22 protein-coding genes and 1 pseudogene are annotated in these 16270 nt (G+C 29.8%); 8 read left to right on the forward strand and 15 right to left on the reverse strand.

Annotation, left to right across the window (positions count from 1 at the left end; all coding sequences use genetic code 11):
* Nucleotides 1-71 precede the first annotated feature (71 nt).
* Entirely contained in the window at nt 72-962 is an 891-nt protein-coding gene (locus CLFE_RS23150; protein WP_077893108.1) for a LysR family transcriptional regulator, read from the reverse strand.
* 124 nt (nt 963-1086) lie between these two features.
* On the opposite strand from CLFE_RS23150, the gene CLFE_RS23155 reads away from it, so the two are divergent.
* Nucleotides 1087-2118, forward strand: coding sequence for an epoxyqueuosine reductase (locus tag CLFE_RS23155; RefSeq protein WP_077893107.1), 1032 nt, complete (start codon nt 1087-1089; stop codon nt 2116-2118).
* A 40-nt stretch (nt 2119-2158) separates the two neighbouring features.
* Nucleotides 2159-2743: a cysteine/O-acetylserine transporter gene (gene eamB / locus CLFE_RS23160; RefSeq protein WP_077893106.1), complete on the forward strand. Its 585-nt coding sequence runs from the start codon at nt 2159-2161 to the stop codon at nt 2741-2743.
* 98 nt (nt 2744-2841) lie between these two features.
* On the opposite strand, the gene CLFE_RS23165 is transcribed toward eamB, so the two are convergent.
* The 8 genes from CLFE_RS23165 to CLFE_RS23200 form a co-directional block, all read right to left on the reverse strand.
* Entirely contained in the window at nt 2842-3648 is an 807-nt protein-coding gene (locus tag CLFE_RS23165; protein ID WP_077893105.1) for a Tn3 family transposase, read from the reverse strand.
* 6 nt (nt 3649-3654) lie between these two features.
* Entirely contained in the window at nt 3655-4404 is a 750-nt protein-coding gene (locus CLFE_RS23170; protein WP_077893104.1) for a hypothetical protein, read from the reverse strand.
* Entirely contained in the window at nt 4374-4523 is a 150-nt protein-coding gene (locus tag CLFE_RS23175; RefSeq protein WP_250944834.1) for a hypothetical protein, read from the reverse strand. Before CLFE_RS23175 ends, CLFE_RS23170 begins: the two co-directional genes overlap by 31 nt.
* A gap of 39 nt (nt 4524-4562) precedes the next feature.
* Entirely contained in the window at nt 4563-4760 is a 198-nt protein-coding gene (locus CLFE_RS23180) for a hypothetical protein (RefSeq protein WP_139356132.1), read from the reverse strand.
* A 398-nt stretch (nt 4761-5158) separates the two neighbouring features.
* Complete coding sequence (locus CLFE_RS23185) at nt 5159-5890, reverse strand: hypothetical protein (RefSeq protein ID WP_077893103.1); 732 nt, start codon at nt 5888-5890, stop codon at nt 5159-5161.
* A gap of 107 nt (nt 5891-5997) precedes the next feature.
* Nucleotides 5998-6372 carry a hypothetical protein gene (locus tag CLFE_RS23190; RefSeq protein WP_077893102.1) on the reverse strand — a complete coding sequence of 125 codons (375 nt, stop codon included), beginning with the start codon at nt 6370-6372 and terminating at the stop codon, nt 5998-6000.
* Between the two features lie 164 nt (nt 6373-6536).
* Nucleotides 6537-6803: a hypothetical protein gene (locus CLFE_RS23195; protein WP_139356130.1), complete on the reverse strand. Its 267-nt coding sequence runs from the start codon at nt 6801-6803 to the stop codon at nt 6537-6539.
* 162 nt (nt 6804-6965) lie between these two features.
* A complete protein-coding gene (locus CLFE_RS23200; protein WP_077893100.1) occupies nt 6966-7268 on the reverse strand; it encodes a hypothetical protein in 303 nt (100 codons plus the stop codon).
* A 307-nt stretch (nt 7269-7575) separates the two neighbouring features.
* On the opposite strand from CLFE_RS23200, the pseudogene CLFE_RS23205 reads away from it, so the two are divergent.
* The 6 genes and pseudogenes from CLFE_RS23205 to CLFE_RS23230 form a co-directional block, all read left to right on the forward strand.
* Nucleotides 7576-8442, forward strand: a pseudogene (locus tag CLFE_RS23205) (HAD-IC family P-type ATPase); the annotation flags it as partial.
* A 118-nt stretch (nt 8443-8560) separates the two neighbouring features.
* Entirely contained in the window at nt 8561-9025 is a 465-nt protein-coding gene (locus tag CLFE_RS23210) for a pyridoxamine 5'-phosphate oxidase family protein (protein WP_077893099.1), read from the forward strand.
* Nucleotides 9026-9206: 181 nt separating this feature from the next.
* Nucleotides 9207-9425 carry an AbrB/MazE/SpoVT family DNA-binding domain-containing protein gene (locus tag CLFE_RS23215; RefSeq protein WP_077893098.1) on the forward strand — a complete coding sequence of 73 codons (219 nt, stop codon included), beginning with the start codon at nt 9207-9209 and terminating at the stop codon, nt 9423-9425.
* Nucleotides 9422-10264: an ABC transporter ATP-binding protein gene (locus CLFE_RS23220; protein ID WP_077893097.1), complete on the forward strand. Its 843-nt coding sequence runs from the start codon at nt 9422-9424 to the stop codon at nt 10262-10264. The genes CLFE_RS23215 and CLFE_RS23220 overlap by 4 nt, the downstream gene beginning before the upstream one ends.
* A complete protein-coding gene (locus CLFE_RS23225; RefSeq protein ID WP_077893096.1) occupies nt 10264-10911 on the forward strand; it encodes an ABC-2 transporter permease in 648 nt (215 codons plus the stop codon). Before CLFE_RS23220 ends, CLFE_RS23225 begins: the two co-directional genes overlap by 1 nt.
* 260 nt (nt 10912-11171) lie before the next feature.
* On the forward strand, nt 11172-11615 hold the full coding sequence (locus CLFE_RS23230; RefSeq protein ID WP_077851090.1) for a GNAT family N-acetyltransferase: 444 nt from the start codon (nt 11172-11174) through the stop codon (nt 11613-11615).
* Nucleotides 11616-11667: 52 nt separating this feature from the next.
* Here CLFE_RS23230 and arsA read toward each other — a convergent pair whose 3' ends face one another.
* The 6 genes from arsA to CLFE_RS23260 all read right to left on the reverse strand — a co-directional run bounded on the left by arsA (nt 11668) and on the right by CLFE_RS23260 (nt 16256).
* The gene (gene arsA / locus CLFE_RS23235) at nt 11668-13419 is read right to left on the reverse strand and encodes an arsenical pump-driving ATPase (RefSeq protein ID WP_077893095.1); all 1752 of its coding nucleotides are present in this window, start codon (nt 13417-13419) and stop codon (nt 11668-11670) included.
* Between the two features lie 14 nt (nt 13420-13433).
* Nucleotides 13434-13814 carry an arsenite efflux transporter metallochaperone ArsD gene (gene arsD, locus CLFE_RS23240; protein ID WP_077893094.1) on the reverse strand — a complete coding sequence of 127 codons (381 nt, stop codon included), beginning with the start codon at nt 13812-13814 and terminating at the stop codon, nt 13434-13436.
* A 12-nt stretch (nt 13815-13826) separates the two neighbouring features.
* The gene (locus CLFE_RS23245; protein ID WP_077893093.1) at nt 13827-14237 is read right to left on the reverse strand and encodes an arsenate reductase ArsC; all 411 of its coding nucleotides are present in this window, start codon (nt 14235-14237) and stop codon (nt 13827-13829) included.
* A 2-nt stretch (nt 14238-14239) separates the two neighbouring features.
* On the reverse strand, nt 14240-15289 hold the full coding sequence (gene arsB / locus CLFE_RS23250) for an ACR3 family arsenite efflux transporter (RefSeq protein WP_077832583.1): 1050 nt from the start codon (nt 15287-15289) through the stop codon (nt 14240-14242).
* A gap of 12 nt (nt 15290-15301) precedes the next feature.
* A complete protein-coding gene (locus CLFE_RS23255; protein ID WP_242950790.1) occupies nt 15302-15682 on the reverse strand; it encodes an ArsR/SmtB family transcription factor in 381 nt (126 codons plus the stop codon).
* Between the two features lie 142 nt (nt 15683-15824).
* The gene (locus CLFE_RS23260) at nt 15825-16256 is read right to left on the reverse strand and encodes a C-GCAxxG-C-C family protein (protein WP_077893092.1); all 432 of its coding nucleotides are present in this window, start codon (nt 16254-16256) and stop codon (nt 15825-15827) included.
* Nucleotides 16257-16270: the final 14 nt, after the last annotated feature.

The following is a 16270-nucleotide window of genomic DNA, read 5'->3' on the forward strand; positions in this document are numbered from 1 at the left end:
AATATTGCTAATCAGTAAGTCGTATCTGTGAGAAAATGCGAAGTAAAGATTATTTATTAATAACTTTGAATCTATTTGCTTTCAAAATTCTCCCTCAGTATCTGTATAAATAATGACATTGCAGGACTAATCCACTTGTTCTTATGATAAGCGTATATTGCTGTGATTTTGGTATCAGAGCAACCTGCCTCAAGTTCTTTTAATTTCCCATTTTTCAGTTCTTCTTCTACTGTAAAACGAGGCAAGAAAGAAATTCCTAAATTACTTGCAACACATTTTTTTATTGCTTCAATGCTCCAAAGTTCAATTGTGTTATCTAAGAGTATATTGTTAACACGAAAATAATTTTCAAGTATTTTTCGATTAATGGATTCATCCTCATTAATAATAAGACTTGTATTTATTTCTTGATTTGGTGTGCAAAAATCAAATTTATTTTGTTCTAATCGAGGTGAACATATTAAAGTTAAAGTGAAATCAGCTAGTTTAACAGTAATCAAACTATCATTTTTACTTCCCACATCGTACATTAAACCGAGGTCTGCTTCACCCTTCGATAAGATATTTTTTATGTCAAGGCAATTGAGTGAAATGATAGAAAGTTTTACATTAGGAGCTTTTTCTTTAAACAAGCTCAACACATTTTGTAATTTATAAGACATCAGTGATTCTGCAACTGCAATTTTCAATTCTCCTGTAATCTTATCGCCAAATTTACCAATACTCTCAATTTTTTTTACTGTATCAAGTAATTCGTTTGCATAAGGTATTAATTCTTTACCTGAAGTTGTTAAGACCATGTTGCGACCAATTTTTTCAAATAGCTTGATTGAGAGTTCTTGTTCTAATTGTTGAATTTGTGAGGTGACTGTGGATTGAGTATATCCTAATTTCATTGCTGCATTTGAAAAACTACCTTCTTCTATAATACTTTTAAAGGTTTTAAAATGCCTAATATCCATTAATTTCACTCCAATCTTCATATTAAGTTATGATATATTAAAAAAATCGAATTGTCAATTCGGATATATCAATTTTACAAATATATAGTTCTTTGATAGTATAAGTGAAAGGAGTGTTGAAGAAATGAATTCATTAGCAGAACAAATAAAAAGTGCAGCACTTCATATGGGCTATGAAAAGTGCGGTATTATTAAGATATCTGATATGTTAGGTTATGAGGAAAAACTTAATGAACGAATTGAGCGCATTCCAGAAGTAAAGCCATATTATGAAGATTTTTATTCTTTTGCTCACCCAGAAGATACTTATCCATGGGCAAAATCAATCGTTATTTGTGCAAGGCAATATGGAAAATACTATATTCCTGAACACTTAAAAGGCATGATAGCTAAATACTATTTGGTAGATAGTAGAACAGACGAGAATTCTGAAAGTTTTCAAGATAGTTTGAAATTTGAAAAACATATGCAAGATATAGGAATAAAAACTGCTACTGACAGGAAATTTGGTATTACTGCATTACGATTTGCAGCATTGAAAGCTGGAATTGGATTAGTGCGTAAAAATAATTTTTTTTATACGGAATCGGGTTCATGGGTATATTTAGAAGCATGGTTAATTGACAAGGAGTTAGAATCAATCGAAATACCAACACTGAAGAAATGTTCTGAATACTGTAATATATGCATTAAATCATGTCCAACATCTTCTTTATCTGAGCCTTATACTATGAATCGCTCATCTTGTATATCCTGTCTTACTACATGGGAAGGATGGGATATGCCTAATGAAAAATACAAGGAGCAAATAGGAGATTGGGTTTATGGGTGCGATGTTTGCCAAGATGTTTGTCCTATGAATAAAAATCGTTGGAAAGAAACAGAACAGTTTCCTTTTTTGCGAGAATTAGGTGAACAAATATCATTAGAAAAAATACTGAAAATGGACTACACATTTTTAGAGAATGTAATGCAACATAAGTTTTGGTATATTCAAAAGACAGATGTTTGGAAATGGAAAACTAATGCAATTAACGCAATGGTAAATGATTATAAGCAACAGTATAGAGAATATATTTTGGACGCTTGTAACGATAGTAATGCAAAGGTAAGAAAAATGGCAGAGTGGGCAATTCAAAAGCTGAATCTGCTATAGATATTTTGCTTTTAATATATATTTTAGGAGAAAGATTTCTATGAACAATTTAGTGGCATTTATGACTTATACACTTTTAACTGCAATTACACCAGGTCCAAATAATATTTTAGCAATGTCAAATACCAGTAAGTATGGATTAAAAAGAAGTATGAGATTAATTCAAGGCATCTTTTTTGGTTTTCTTTCCGTAATGACATTGTGCAGTCTTTTTAGTGTAATGCTTGTTAATATAATTCCAACAATAAGACCTGCTATGAAATATGTGGGCGCAGCATATATTTTATGGCTAGCATGGAATATTCTAAAAAGCAAACCGCAAGAAGGTGCTGAAAATGAAGAAAAAGCAAACAGTTTTTTGACAGGTTTTTTTCTACAATTTTTAAATGTGAAAATTATTTTATACGGTATAACAGCTATTTCTACATTTATTACACCTTATTACAGTTCTCCCTTTTCAATGGGAGGGTTTACATTAATAATCACATCAATCGGATGTGTTGGAACGTTTATTTGGGCTATCTTTGGTTCAGTATTTCAGAGAGTATTTAAAAATTATAGCAATAGTATTAATATAATAATGGCATTGCTTTTAGTTTATTCTGCAATTACCTTAATAATATAAGATTTAAAATTTATGTTATAATGTTAAAAAGACAAATTCTAATTTGTCTGAATGAATAAAATAAGTATAATGTATGAGTGATTTAATGCACATTTTTCTTATATCACGTAGCAGCAACCCTGATTTACATATACTGAATGATTAACAAAACAAGAACCGGTCAAACTATGGAAGTAATATCCATCATGTGGCCGGTTTTTACATGTATGTCGGCTGTACCCGTAATTACTAAGTCTACGTAAAATTGCAGATGCGGTGATTTTACCAGCTTTTATTGAAAGAATAACTCTTAGCATATCAGGTAAAAATGTTTTTATAAGTTCCCAATTTATAGTATCAGAAAACAAATCATTTATATGTTTATAAATTTTAGTTGAATCTGGGTTGTAAAATTTTAAATCCTTCCAATTTCTAATACGAGGCATAAGATTAATACCAAGAAGATATGAAAATGCAAATACAGGAGAATTTTGACCTTGGGTATCAGCATGAATAGTGTCAGGTCTAATATCTGATTCATTTTTTAAAAGGCCATCAAGTATGTATACTGCTTCCCATACACCACATGGAATAAAATGACCAAATAATGTTATATATGTATCTGAAACATGATAATAGCCAATTCCACCATAACCACCATATCGGATATGATACTCAGATAAAAGATTTTCTTCATATATATCCCACTTTGTGCCATCAGCAGCAACTCTATTGCCAGTTCCCCAATACTTAGGAAGTGTAAACCAATTATATGAATTTACAACTGATTTAATAGCTGAATTTAGTTTATCTTCATCAATATGTCTTTGATTAATCCACGCTACTTGTTTACGATTTAAGTTGTCAAGAGAACTTGCAGTTTGAGTTGGTCCTAGGTTGCATCCATAGCAAAAGGTTGTAGTCAAATACCTTTAAATAGCATTTTCTAATTTCCATTCACATCCTGAAGCAGACCTAAAAAATCTAGTCCAATTCAACCAATATTCTGTGTCAGCAAGCATATCTAATATATTTTTAGAGGCTAAGTGATCAGCAATATATGTTTCTAAAAATTTCAATTTACTTGGTTCTTTTTTCTTCTTTAATTTATGTAAAATTGGCTCTCCATTTTTAATTTCGAGGTATTGATTCGTTGGAAAGGATTTATCTGTTTCATTAATTTCAGATTGCAACCAATTTTTTGTATGGTTTATAAATTCATCACTTTTTAAAGGAAGTCCAACTTGTTCACTATACAAGTCAATAGAATTATTATATTCTTCCCAGCTAATTAACTGATTACGATAATCAGAGAAATTACTACTTCCTTCCACATATAAATCTCCAGACTTTAAGTCAATCATAATTTGAGAAAATAAACATAATTCAAAATGTCTTCTATTAATCTTTTCTATACAAGATGATTTTTTATTTTGTCTGGTAACAAACTTCCACCATGAATCGGGTATCCATGTAATATCTAAAAGCTCTATACGTTGTTCAGTTTCCTTATCTTTATTTATAATCTTTATTGTATCTATGAAATCTTTATTTGTGATTTTATTATTTACAATAAAATTAATTGACTTCTCTAAAGATGTATTTTGAGTAGTCGAATAAATTTTTATTGTCTTTAGTATGTTAATAAAAGCTAGCCTATGAGATTTATAAAACCTCCACATAAAAGGAAAATTATTATTTGATAATGTTGCTGTGTTTCACAATTATTTAAAACATTTTCAGCATCAGCACCTATTATTGTGTCAATAGCAGCTAATCTTTGATTAGGATTTTTATTCATCTTATAAGCTATAACAATATCCTTGAGTTTAGATATTAACTAGTCTGACTTTTTTATACTTTCAAGTTGGGATTTTTCAAGTTCTTGTTTAGCTTTTCTATTAATATTCATCATTTTTTTAATAAACATTTTTACTAAGTCATCTACAGCTGTAGTTGATTGTACAAATAGGGGTACCGCCAACATTTCCGACAATGTTGGCGGTACCCCATATAGTATTTCTGCAATTATTATCATTTAATTTCTATATACATTATTTTTATGATGTAGTAGCTGCATTACCTCATTCTGACCTCATAATAGCATTTACTATTATGTTGATAAGTTTATACAAAAAAGAAACCCTCCCCTTAAAATTGATTTTAGGAGGCTTAAAAAATTATCATAAACTTTAAATATATTATTACAGTAATTACACATACTAATTTATATCATCAATATGTGTAACCTATTTTCAAATAAACTACTCAGAACTATATGTTAACCGTATTGAAGCCTTGATTTTTAAGGCTTTATAGTTTTGCGTTCAATTCCACACAATTTCTATTATGTTAAACTCACTTTGTTCTTCTTACAACTGATCCATAAGCTGTACATGCACAAATAAATTTTCTATTTTAATATTTCTTATTAATCTAATCTGCTTTTATAGACTTATATTTTATTCCCATACCTTTATTTACTAAATCATCAACGTTTAATAAATGTGTAAATTGCTGTATACTGCCTATATTTTTTTCAAAACTATCATTAACTTGTATATCTGTAAAAGCAATTCTATATTCTTTTTGAGTCTCAAATAAATTATCTTTTACAAAAAATCTATCGTCAGTATCATTAGCAAAATTTTTCATTCTTTCTGCGTCATTAATAGATAAATCTTCATATTTAACTTTTCTCATTACAATTTTTGTTTGCTCCTGCATCTTCTCTATTATTCTATTCCAAAAATCAACTGGAGATATAATTAAAACATACTCTCCAAATTCCTTTTTTAAATAGTCTCCTTTGTCTTTTGAAAATTTAAGCTGTGCTGTTATAATTCCATTTTCTTCCCTGATATTTTGCAAATCAGTACTATCGCTATACCTCATACAAAATACTGGAACATATTTATCATTATCTTTTCTAAAAGTTACTTTACTTGAATCACTTACAAAAATTATTTCATTGGTATCAGGATTTCTTGCTTCTATTTTGGTTTTGTTTAATATTAATGCCGCCTCATTTTCATCGCCCTGTCCACCTTGCCTTTCACATTCTATATAATATTTTAAATTTTTAGTATAAAAATTACCCTTCTGTAATTTCTCAAGATTATCTTTTTTACCAAATTTCATCAAAAAGAGTATTTCATCCTTCTTCATGTACTATCACTCGCCTTTCAATACAATATTCTGTAATAAAAGGTAAAATCCTTTTTTGAATATAAAAAAGAACCCTGTTAAGAGTTCTTGGTATTGCATTATTATAACTATTTTTCATCATAAAGAAAATATTTGAATATATTGTCAATAAGTTGCCTATTTATATAATAATAATCATTTCCGGTTTGCTTTACATTGTTTATGCTTCGTGATGTAGCATATTTGTATCCGTCTAAGTAAATACAAAATTGTTTTTCACTTTGTTCAAATGATATATAACTATCTTCTTTATACTTAATATCGATAGTTTGATCGTCTGATTTTATACTCCTAGCACTATAATAAAAGGTACCTTCTTTATTGATATACGATTTAATTAGTTTATTTATATCATCTATTTCTTCTTTGATATATTTCTCTATCTCTAAAAAATCAAATTTAACAGTTCTCTTTTTTAAAGCATATTCTTCTTTCCAATCCATATTATCACTCACCTTTCAATACAATAATTCTATAATGAAAGATAATTTCCTTCAACGTAGATTAAGTTTTTTATAAGTTCCACACACTTCTCATTGTGTGGAACTCACTATATTCTTCTTACCACTTCTCTGTAAACTTTAAATAGTTTGAAATTATTATTAATCTACTCTGATTTTATAGACTCATATTTTATTCCAATACCGCTATTTACTAAATCATCAACAATTAATAAATGTGAAAATTCTTGTATGCTACCTATATTATTTTCAAAACTATCATTAACTTGTAGATCTATAAAAGCAATTCTATATTCCTTTTGAGTCTCAAATAAATTATCTTTTACAAAGAACCTATCATCAGTATCATTAGCAAAATTTTTCATTCTTTCTTCATCATTAATAGATAAATCTTCATATTTGACTTTTCTCATTACAATTTTTGTTTTATCATTTAGCTTGTTTATTATTCTATTACCAAAATCAACTGGGGATATAATTAAAACATACTCTCCAAATTCCTTTTTTAAATAGTTCCCTTTGTCTTTTGAAAATTTAAGCTGTGCTGTTATAATTCCATTTTCTTCTCTGATGTTTTACAAATCACTACTATCACTATATCCCATACAAAATACTGGAACATATTTATCATTATCTTTTGTGAAAGTTACTTTACTGGAATCACTTACAAAAATTATTTCATTGGTATCAGGATTTCTTGCTTCTATTTTGGTTTTGTTTAATATTAATGCTGCCTCATTTTCATCTCCCTGTCCACCTTGCCTTTCACATTCTATATAATATTTTAAATTTTTAGTATAAAAATTACCCTTCTGTAATTTCTCAAGATTATCCTTTTTGCCAAACTTCATCAAAAAGAGTATTTCATCTTTATTCATGTACTATCACTCGCCCTTCAATACAATATTCTGTAATAAAAGGTAAACTCCTTTTTGAATATAAAAAAGAACCATGTTAAGAGCTCTTCATATATTTTCAATATTGGTTATATTTTTAATACCAGCCATTTCACAAAGAAGTCCAGTATAATACTATTTTTTATTATTTAAAACCTCTCTTATATAATCCAAATAATATATATTAGCCATTTCCTTAGCAGACATCATATTCATTGCTGTATCAACATAGCCATTAAAAGATTGCTTGATTTTTGGAATGTCTGCATCTAACTCTTCTAGAGCTGCGGCAGAAAGTACAACGGTATTTGCTAAGCTTTCTCCACTTCATAAGGAAAGAATTATAAAAGCTTTACAAAGTAAAAATCATGTAGTAGGCTTCATGGGTGATGGAATTAATGATGCACCTGCTTTAAAAGCAGCAGATGTTGGTATTTCTGTTGATACAGCAGTAGATATCGCAAAAGAAACTTCGGATGTAATTCTTCTTGAAAACAGCCTTTTAGTCCTTGAAGAAGGTGTTCTTGAGGGAAGAAGAGTATTTGGAAACATTATAAAATATATTAAAATGACTGCAAGTTCAAACTTCGGAAATATGTTTAGTGTGATTGGAGCAAGTATATTTGTACCATTTTTACCTATGCTTCCAATACAATTGCTTACAAATAACTTACTTTATGATATATCACAAACCACAATACCTACAGACTCAGTTGATGAGAAATGGATTGAAAAACCAAGAAAGTGGTCACTTAAGGAAATAAAAAAATTTATTATATGTATAGGACCAATTAGTTCAATATTTGATTACACTACTTATTTTATTATGTTATTTATATTCCACGCCTGGAGTAATTCAGCATTATTTCAGACCGGGTGGTTTTTAGAATCGCTATTTACGCAAACCGTTATAATTCATGTAATACGAACAAATAAAATACCTTTTATACAAAGTACAGCAAGTAAGCCTCTTATGATAACTTCTGTTATAATTGTTGGGTTTGGAACACTCTTAGTTAACTCTCCACTTGGGTCTGCCTTTGGTTTTGTTAAACTACCATTATTATACTATCCTTTATTAGTAATTACATTATTATTCTATATAATTTTAACTCAGGCGATAAAGAGCTGGTACATAAGAAAGTACGCCGAATGATGATAATTATGATACAATTATAGAAATATCTTCTTTACAATTTGGTTAAATCTATATTGTAATGTAACAAACTTGTTGATTATTAAAAAATAAATTTATCTTTGGGGCGGTGATTATTTTGTTTAGAGAAATGAGAAGAAAAGACAGAGAGTTAAGAAATGATGATATTATTGAAATTTTAAAAAACAATGAGTATGGTATTTTATCAACTATAAGTGAAAATGGTTATCCTTATGGTGTACCCTTGAGTTATATCTATATGAATGATTCAATATATTTTCACTCAGCTTTAGACGGTCATAAATTAGACAATATAAAAATCAGCGATAAAGTATCCTTTTGTGTAGTTGGTGAAACCTCTGTAGTACCAGATGAATTTACTACAAATTATGAGAGTGTAATTATATTGGGAAAAGCAAAAGAAATTTTTGATGATGAAAAAACTTCAGTACTATTAGAGATTCTAAAAAAGTACTCAAAAGAATACATAGAAAAAGGGAAAATATATATTGAAAAAGCTGGCCAGAGAACTAAAGTATTTAAAATAGACATTAATCATATTTCTGGTAAAAAAAGAAGTTAATATTGTTAGAGACGCATCTTAACGATGCGTCTCTTTTTATTTAATATTATTTTGAATTTTTTTACTTAAATATTGATTTATTTAAAATAAGTAGTATACTTTAGTTATACAAATCATACTTTTCATACAAATTAGCTTGTTAAATATATTGTACTAGATATTATAGAAAGAAGGAAATAAAATGAAACAGCCAAAGGATAAATATGCATGGACCGTAAAGATCGGTGAAAAAGGACAGTTTGTTATACCAAAGGAAGCTAGAGATATTTTTGGCATAAAACCAGGTGACACACTTATAGTTCTTGCTGATAAAAATAATGGTATAGCCATTCCACCAAAAGAAATGTTCACTAAATTGGCTGATACTATTTTTGGTGAAAGCGAGGATAACGAAAAATGAGTGTGCTTGAAGTAAAAAATCTTTGTAAAAAGTATCCTACCTTTGAATTAAAAAATATATCTTTCTCCCTTGAAAAAGGAAAAATAACAGGCTTCATAGGCAGAAATGGTGCTGGTAAATCTACAACCTTAAAAGCACTATTTAATTTTGTTCATCCTAACAGTGGTGAAATTTTATTTTTTAATAGAAATTTTGCTAAAAGTGAATTTGAAGTAAAACAACGTGTAGGTTTTGTTTCAGGTGGAATCGACTATTACTCAAAAAAGAAAATCAAAACAATTACTGATATTACTAAGGCCTTTTATGCTAGATGGGATGAGTCAGCATATGTAAAATATATGAATATGTTTAAGTTAGATGAAAATAAAACACCTTCTGAACTATCAGCTGGTATGAAGGTAAAATATGCTTTAACCCTTGCCCTATCTCATAATGCAGAACTGCTTATCTTAGACGAACCTACAAGTGGACTTGATCCGGTTTCAAGAGATGATTTACTGGATGTATTAATGGAACTTTGTGATAAAGGAATTACAATTCTATTTTCAACCCACATCACTTCGGATTTAGATAAATGTGCGGATAACATTATTTATATAAAAAACGGTAGTATTTTAGCTGATTCAAATATCCAATCCTTTGTAAATAACTATAAGGTTCTTCAGCTTACAGAAAATCAATTAACTGAGAATTTGAAATCAAAATTAATAGGCTGTAAAAAGAGCAAGACTGGTTTTACAGCCCTTATAAAATCAATTGACGCTTCTTATACAGGTATCAATTGTACAAATGCTGATTTAGAAACAATTATGGTTCATATCGAAAAGGAGGAAAAATGATGAAAAATCTTTTGAAAAAAGAAATATTTCTTTCTATGCACCCTACGGCTGTTATATTTCTATCCTTCTCATTAATGTTAATCATCCCTAATTATCCTTACTATGTAACTTTTTTTTATACAAGTCTAGCTATATTTTTTACCTGCCTAAATGGTAGAGAGAATAATGATGTTTTTTATAGCTTAACCCTTCCTATTACTAAAAAATCAATCGTTACCTCAAGATTTGCTTTTGTTATTCTTCTTGAGTTAGCACAACTTATTATAGCAGTACCTTTTGCAATAATTCGCCAAAGCATGCCACTTCCAGGCAATCAGGTTGGTATGGATGCCAATATTGCCTTGTTTGGACTTTCCTTTATACTATTTGGATTATTTAATTATATTTTCTTTATTACTTATTATAGAAATGTAAATAATGTAGGAAAGGCTTTTCTTAAGGGAAGTACCGCTATTTTCGCCTACATTATAATCGCAGAAGCCTGCACCCACGTAATTCCATTTGTACGAGATTATCTTGATACAAAAGATCCGCAATATTTGAATTATAAATTAATTGTATTGATTATTGGGATAATAATTTATACCTTACTAACCTTTATGAGCTACAAAAAATCAGTTAGATCCTTTGATGCATTGGATTTATAGATTTATCCAATAAAAGTATTATACTTGAACTTGGTAATGTACAATCTACTGACAATGAATTAAATAACCTTATAAATACAACAGCTTCTGCATTAAAAAATTTGAATAATAAATAATAAAAGCTTGTCTTGGGATAAGAATGTACAAAAGCACTGAAGGATATTCCATTAGGACAGAAATACCCTTCAGTGCTTTTGTATTCATTAAGAAATTCATTTATAATATTAAAATCTAATATTTTATTTAGCTGGAGGTTATTTATGAATTTGAGAATTAAAAAATTTAATCAATTAAGCGTGGAGGAATTATACAAAATCCTAGCCTTAAGAAATAAGATATTCATTGTAGAACAGAAATGTTCATATCTTGATTGTGATAATAAAGATTTAAAGTCATATCATTTATTTTATGAAGAAAATGGAGAAATAATTGCATACTTAAGAATTTTAGAAAAGGGAATTTCCTACGATGAAATATCAATAGGAAGAGTAGCTGTAAAAAAAGAGTATCGTGGTAAAGGAATTGCAAAAGAAATGCTATTAAAAGCTATTGAGTTTATAGAACTAGATTTAATGGAGGACACTATAAAAATTCAAGCACAAGCATATTTACTTGATTTTTATAGTAGCCTTGGCTTTAAAGCGGTTTCAGAGAAGTATCCAGAAGATGATATTCCCCATATAGACATGTTATACAAAAAGTAAATGCTAGCCACTATATTAAATTTTATATGCTCTATAGTGGCTAGCATTTTTTTTACTGTATCAACCTTTTAAGATTATCTCCTTTAAGTTCACCACTGTACCAGGCAGTGACAACAAAATTGCCAGAAGAAATTTTATTCACTTTATTTATCCATTGAATTTCGCTTTTAGCTTTTGTCCTTAGAAAATCACTCTTGGTATTTGTTGAAAGTAAACTTGAATTAACTATCCACCATTTATTATTAATTCCAGCCCTTTTTAAATCCTTCCTAAGTCTTTCAGCTTCATATACAGGAGTTGCTTCTGGAAGAGTTACTATTATAACCTCTGTTTCATTTTCATTCTTTAGTCTTGGAAGAAGTTTAATAACTGATTTAGGAATGTCTCCTTCAGACCTTGAAATTTCCCTATTATAGCTTTCAGTTGAATCTAAAAGTAGTAAGGTATGTCCCGTAGGTGCAGTATCTATAACTACTACCTCATCTTCTGCTCTAGCTACTATATCTGCAAAGGCTCTAAACACTGCAATTTCTTGCGTGCATGGCGAACGTAAATCTTCTTCTATATAAGCTATATCGCTTTCTTCCATAGCTTCTCTAGCTTTTTCTAGTACTTCTTCCTTATATTTTTCTAGTTCTCTTTTTTCGTCTATTCTACTTAAGGTTATATTGTTTTCTTCACTAATAACAAACCTTAAATGAGCTGCTGGATCAGTTGTAGCCAAATGAACCTTAGCTCCCTTTTCTGAAAGCCCTAGTGCTATAGCTGCAGCTAAAGTAGTTTTGCCAACACCACCCTTTCCCATAGTAAAAATCACTTTCTTTTTACTTAAATACAAATCATCAATAAGATCCTTAACTCTCTTTAAATCTTTTACCTTAAGACTCATGTCATTGTGTTCTTTAAAATCTTTTTTTAAGAGTAACCTTATATTCTCTATACCTGTAACGTTATAGGATCTTAAAGGTATATTATAGACTTCAAGTTTTCTTAAATCTTCAGGAATATACTTAAGAGCCTCTTGCTGTTTTTCATATAAACTATTTGATATTTCATCCTCATCGTTATTTTTATAAAGAATTCCGTTAATAACTAATATTTGATTGTTAATTCCTATGCTCTTTAATTCAAGGGAGGCCCTTTCAGCTTCTTTAAGTGGTGAATATTCTGGCTTTGCAACTAATATTAAAGTTGTAGTTCTAGAATCTGATAAAGCTTCAACGGCATTTTTATACATTTCTTTTTTATCTTCTAAGCCTGCCAATGGGCCTAAACATGAGGCACCATGATTACTCTCACTTATGAAATTACTCCAGGCTGAAGGTAATTGAAGCATCCTTAAAGTATGTCCTGTAGGCGCTGTATCAAATATAATATGGTCATAGCTTTCTTTTATAGCTTCATCTGTTATAAAGGTTGAAAATTCATTAAAAGCTGCTATTTCAACAGTACATGAACCTGAAAGCTGTTCTGACATATTATTTATTACAGCTTCAGGAAGCTTTCCAATGTAGGGCGCTAAAACAGCTTCTCTATAATCTTTAGCCGCTTGTTCTGGATTAAGATTTATTACCACAAGTCCAGGAACATTATTTATAGAAGTACCCTTATTACTAAGAGAAGTATTAAATATATCTTGAAGATTAGAAGCAGGATCAGTACTGATTAGAAGTACCTTTTTTCCGTTATCTGCAAGAGTAACTGCCGTTGCTGCTGCGGTTGAAGTCTTTCCAACTCCACCTTTTCCAGTAAAAAATAAATATTTTGTTAGATTTATATCCTTTAAATTAAATATTTTATTCATTGTAAGCCTTCTTTCTAGCAGCTGCCTTTTTTACCACTGGTGCCACAACCTTTTCCAGGTTTCTTTATAGTTATATGGGATAAATCTTCCTTTGCTACTCCTAACCAATTAGCAAATTCCTCATTGGTTGGATACTCTTTAAGCTTTTTAACCTCACCATCAACAAGTGTTATTGGAAGCACCTCAGCGCCTTCTGAGTTTAGATACTCATTGATTTTCTTATTATCTATAAAAGCCTGCGGTTCACTTGAAAGATTATGTCTTGTTATATTAAAACCTTTTTTAATCATGTTATTTATAACTGTTGCAACCCTCAAAAGTTCTTTATTTATACTTGGTCCGCAAACTCCTGTTGAACAACACATAGCTGGATCAAAAATTTCTATTTTACTCATTTTAATTTCCTCCTATAATTTAATTTCATTATTTTTTATTCTTTTAGCCAAAGCTTTAACCTTTTCCTCGATAGTTTTTGCTGTTTTTATAAATTCCTGGTCATCTTTCCCTGTAGGATCCTCTAACCCCCAGTCTTCTATATGCTTTGCTGGCAAAAAAGGACAAACTACGTTACAACCCATTTTTATTGCTATTTGAACCTCTGGAATATCTTTTATAAGCTTTGATTTATGCTCCTTATTCATATCAACTCCATACAAATCCTTTATAATTCTTACTGCATCCTGGTTTATTGTATCCTTTAATTCAGTTCCCGCAGAATACGCCTCAAAGGTGTCGGCTGCAAATAATTTAGCTAAAGCTTCTGCCATTTGGGACCTGCAAGAATTGTGAACACATATAAATGCTACCTTAGGTTTCATAGTTACTTCCCTCCACTACTAAAATATTTTTTCTGAAGTTTAAGAGCTACATTTACAAGTGCTATCATAACCGGTACTTCAACCAGTGGACCTATAACTGCTGTAAAAGCTTCCTTTGATTCTATTCCAAATACTGCAACTGCAACAGCTATTGCAAGCTCAAAGTTATTGCTAGCAGCAGTAAAGGACAAGGTTACTGTTCTTTTGTAATCTACTTTGCTTTTGTAGCTTATAAAAAAAGATACAGAAAACATTATTATAAAATACACTAAAAGTGGAACTGCAATTCTTATAACATCCATAGGAAGCTCTACTATATATTTACCTTTATAAGTAAACATAATTACTATAGTAAAAAGTAAGGCAATAAGTGCAAGAGGACTTATTTTAGGTACAAATTTTTTAGTATACCATTCCGTTCCCATCTTAGGCTCCAAAATTAACCTTGTAAGCAGTCCTAATAAAAATGGAATTCCAAGATATATTGCCACGGAACTAGCTACCTTACCCATAGAAATATCAACTTTATATCCGGTTAATCCAAATATTGTTGGAAGTACAGTTATAAATATATAGCAGTATACTGAATAAAAAATAATCTGAAAAATCGAGTTAAAGGCCACAAGTGCAGCTGCATATTCTGTATCTCCATCAGCTAAACTGTTCCATACAATAACCATAGCAATACATCTTGCAAGACCTATTAGTATAAGACCTGTCATAAAGGCAGGATATGATTTTAAGAAAACAATTGCTATTATAAACATTAAGATTGGACCTATAATCCAATTTTGTAGAAGGGACAAGCCTAAAATTTTAGGATTTTTAAAAACCTTATGAATTTCTTTATAATTGACCTTTGCCAGTGGTGGATACAGCATAACTATAAGCCCTATGGCCATAGGTATAGAGGTTGCTCCTACAGATAATTTAGATAAAGTAGTAGCTACCCCAGGCACAGCCCAACCTAAAAGTATTCCAACTGCCATGCTCAAAAAAATCCATATTGTTAAATAACGATCTAGCCAAAATAATTTTGATGTTTTACTCATTTTAGTTTCCTCCTAGTCTTTAGAATTATTAAAGCATACCTTTCCTTCCTTTAAGTCATCACAACCAAGCCCGCTTTCTTTGTATTTTTCTAGTCTTTGTAAATCTTTTTTACACTGCTCTAAATTAACTGCATGTTTTTTTATGATTTCATCTACAAATGGAAATAAATCTATAATATCTTTATTTATTTTGTAATATACATATTTATTTACCTTATGAAAATCAACAATTTTAGCAGTTGTAAGCTTTGTTAAATGGCGTGAAGCGTTAGATTGACTTATATTAAGCACAACTTCTAATTCACATACACACATCTCACCCTTTTGAAGTAAGTTTAATATTCTCATGCGTGTTTCATCTGATAATGCTTTCATCACTTGTATTAATTCCAAAGTATCACTCCTTATATGAACATATTCAATTATAATCATATGACATCCGAACCATCTTTGCAAGTATTTCTAATAAAACCTTATAATTTTTTAAAACAAAAGATGTAAACTAGAAGCTTACATCTTTTTAATATTATTTTCATTATAAAAACTTCTCCAATATATTAACTGAATCTCCAACATACTTAGGACATTTTTCCTTAAATAATCCTTTTTCTCTTGCTATAGCCTTATTTTCTTGCTGAGTAAGATCAATACCAAGCAGTTCTCTACATATTATGGAACCATTAATTTTCTTAAATTCTTTACAAAATGTTCTTGTAACTTCATACACTTTTTCTTTTGCCTCTTTATTATCTGCCACACTGTTTCCGTACTTAAGTCCTAAAGCCATTACTGCTCCAGTTACTGCTCCACAAATATCGCCTTCACACATTCCACCACCAAAGCCAGAAGAAATTTTTAATGCTAATTCCTTACTTAGACCTAACTCATCACTGAAAGCTGCTAAAACACATTGCGAACAATACAAACCTCTTTTAAACTCAACAATAGCATTTTCTGCTTTTCCCATAATAACCACCACCC

The organism is Clostridium felsineum DSM 794 (assembly GCF_002006355.2).
In the GTDB taxonomy this organism is placed as follows: Bacteria; Bacillota; Clostridia; order Clostridiales; family Clostridiaceae; genus Clostridium_S; species Clostridium_S felsineum.